A 3423-nucleotide genomic window follows, 5' to 3' on the forward strand; every position below is an offset into this window, starting at 1 on the left:
CGAGAAGGGCACCCAGACGCCGGCGCTCGAGGAGTACGACATCGTGACGGTCGACGGCGTCGACATCGGATTCGTGGGCGTGGTCACGCAGGAGACGCCCACGCTGGTCAGCGGCGCCGGCATCGCCGGCATCGAGTTCGGCGACCCGGTCGCCGCGCTCAACCGCGTCACGGAGCAGCTGCTCGACGATGACGCCGCCAACGGCGAGGCCGACCTGGTGGTCGCTCTCGTGCACGACGGCGCCGGAGCGGGCACCCCGGATGGCTCCACGATCGAGGAGGAGATCGCCGCCGGCGGGCCGTTCGCCGAGATCGTGACCGAGACGGACCCGCGCGTCGCCGCGATCCTGACCGGCCACACCCACAAGCAGTACGCGTGGGACGCCCCGATCGCCGGCACGACGGACACGCGCCCGATCATCCAGACGGGCAACTACGGCGAGTTCGTCGGTCACATCTCGCTGACGGTCGACCCGTCGACATCCGACGTGCTCGACTACGAGGTCGAGAACGTCAAGCGCGGCGCGGCTCCGACCGCGGATGAGCTCGCGGCCAACGCGGTGCTCGCCGAGGTCAAGGCGATCGTCGACGCGGCGCTGGCGCACGCGGCCGAGGTCGGCAACCAGCCGATCGCCGAGGTCACAGCCGACATCACGACCGCCTTCGCGGGCGGCTCGTATGTGGACGGCGTGTGGACGGGCGGATCGCGCGACGACCGCATGAGCGAGTCGACCATCGGCAACCTCGTGGCCAACTCGCTCGTCGACGCACTCGCGTCCCCGGAGCGCGGCGGGGCCGAGATCGGCGTCGTGAATCCCGGTGGTCTTCGCAGCGAGCTGTACTACAAGAGCAGCTCGGCGGGCGAGGGAGACGGCGTCGTGACCTACGCCGAGGCCAACGCGGTGCTGCCGTTCGTCAACAACCTGTGGACGACGACCCTGACCGGTGAGCAGCTCGACCAGCTGCTCGAGCAGCAGTGGCAGACGACGACCGAGGGCGGCACCACGCGTCCGTCGCGTCCGTACCTCGCGCTGGGGCTGTCGGAGAACGTGACCTGGGTCGCCGACACCGCCGATCCGAATGCGGCGCCCGGCGACCACGTCGACGCGATCTACATCGACGGGGAGCTCGTCCAGCCGGACGACGAGATCCGCGTGGGCACGTTCTCGTTCCTCGCGGCTCCGGCGGCCACGGCGGGCGATAACTTCTTCGCCTTCCAGCACGGCACGAATCCGACGGACTCGGGTCTGGTCGACCGTGACGCGTGGATCTCGTACCTGTCGGAGAGCTCGCCGCTCTCGCCGTCGTTCGCCCGCACGCGAGCGGTGACGGCGGGCACCTCGCAGTCGGCGGAGGCGGGTGGCGCGGCGACGGTGGCGCTGTCGTCGCTCGACCTGACCTCGCTCGGCTCGCCGCAGAACACGACGGTCGAGGTGCGCCTCGACGGCGCCCCGATCGGCACGCTGCCGGTGACGAACGGCGCTGTCTCCGGCACGGTCACCATCCCGGCGACCGCCGCGCCTGGCGCGCACACCCTCGAGGTGGTCGCGGACCCCTCGGGCACGACGGTGCGCCTGCCGCTCACGGTCACCGCCCCCGCAGACACCGAGGCGCCGACCGTCACGGTGAAGGACGACACGATCGGCTCGGACGGTGTGTACGAGAAGGTCAGCTTCAAGCTGTTCGATGAGGGGCTGGTCGACCGCGTCGTGCTCAACGGCGTCGAGAAGGAGCTCGTGAACGCGAAGTGGAGCGACCTGAATGGCGTCGCCCCCGGCGTGCTCGGTGCGGTCCTGGGCGCGAACACGCTCGAGGTCTTCGACGTCGCCGGCAACGTGACGACGGTCGAGTTCACGCTCGTCGAGCCGGCGCCGGAGTACCCCGAGTGGGAGAAGGGCAAGGTGTACACCGGCGGCGACATCGTGTCCTACAAGGGCACCCTGTACAAGGCGCAGTGGTGGACCAAGGACAAGCCCGGAACGTCGGCGACCGGCTCGTGGATGGAGCTCGGCGAGATGACCTCGTGCGCCGATGGCGAGGTCGCGGCGTGGACGCGCTCCATGGTCTACACGGGAGGCGAGCACGTCGTCCACAAGGGAAAGGTCTACGAGGCCGAGTGGTGGACGCGCGATCAGAAGCCCGGCGGCAAGAACGGCCCGTGGGATCTGATCGGCACCTGCTGATGCCGGCGTGACCCCTGACGGCGACGGCCCCGACACCCCCGCGGGTGGCGGGGTCGTCGCCATTCCGGCGAGACTGGGACGATGGAAGCAATCGAGAGCTGGCTGGCCGCGCAGGGCGATCTGTTCTGGACCTGGATCGTCCTGCCGATCCTCGCGCTGCTCGGTGTGTACCTCACGGTGCGCACGGGCGTCGTGCAGATCCGGCTGCTCCCGGAGATGTTCCGCACCCTGACCGACAAGACCCCGCTCGATGCCGACGGCAGACCGCAGTCGGTGTCGTCGTTCCAGGCGTTCACGATCTCGGCGGCGTCGCGCGTCGGCGTCGGGAACATCGCGGGCGTCGCGACCGCGATCGCCCTGGGCGGTCCGGGCGCCGTGTTCTGGATGTGGCTCATGGCCGGGATCGGCGCCGCTTCGGCGTTCGCCGAGTCCACGCTCGCTCAGCTGTTCAAGGTGCGCGATGCCGACGGCTTCCGGGGCGGCCCCGCGTACTACATGGCGAGGGGACTGGGTGCGCGATGGATGGGCGTCGTGTTCGCCGTGATCCTCATCTTCTGCTTCCCGTTCGCGTTCAGCGCGCTGCAGGCGAACACGATCGCGATCACCACCGTGACGGCCGTCGAGACGCTCACGGGCACCGAGGCGCAGTGGCTGCCGCTCATCGCAGGCATCGTCACGGCCGGGCTCACGGCGCTGATCGTCTTCGGCGGCGTACGCCGCATCGCCGACGTGACGCAGATCCTCGTCCCCGTCATGGCGCTCGCGTACCTGCTGCTCGGTCTCGCCGTGGTGGTCGTCCACATCGATCAGCTGCCCGTCGTGTTCGCCTCGATCTACACGCAGGCGTTCGGCTTCAACCAGGTGCTCGGCGCCACGCTCGGCCAGATCATCCTGGTCGGCGCCAAGCGCGGCATGTTCTCGAACGAGGCGGGCCTCGGATCCGCTCCGAACGCGGGCGCCGCGGCGGCGGTCACGCACCCGGTCAAGCAGGGGCTCGTGCAGTCGCTCGGCGTGTACTTCGACACGATCATCGTCTGCTCGATCACGGCGTTCCTCGTGCTGGTGGCCGTGCCGATCGAGCCGGGCGGCCCCCAGGGCGTCGAGCTCACGCAGATCGCGCTCGAGACGTCGCTCGGATCGTGGACGGCCATCGCGCTCGCGGTCGTCGTGTTCATGCTCGCGTTCAGCTCGATCATCGGCAACTACTACTACGGAGAGGCCAGCATCGAGTTCATCTCACC

The 3423-nt window shown here is 69.6% G+C and carries 2 protein-coding genes; both read left to right on the plus strand.

Annotation, left to right across the window (positions count from 1 at the left end; translation table 11 throughout):
* Positions 1-2182, plus strand: a 2182-nt coding sequence (locus RIF89_RS12490; protein WP_309069430.1) for a 5'-nucleotidase C-terminal domain-containing protein, incomplete at its 5' end; no start/stop codon positions are given.
* A gap of 81 nt (positions 2183-2263) precedes the next feature.
* Positions 2264-3423 (plus strand): alanine/glycine:cation symporter family protein (locus tag RIF89_RS12495; protein WP_309069431.1); only part of this gene is annotated, 1160 nt, incomplete at its 3' end.

This window comes from Microbacterium sp. (assembly GCF_031178525.1).
In the GTDB taxonomy this organism is placed as follows: Bacteria; Actinomycetota; Actinomycetes; order Actinomycetales; family Microbacteriaceae; genus Microbacterium.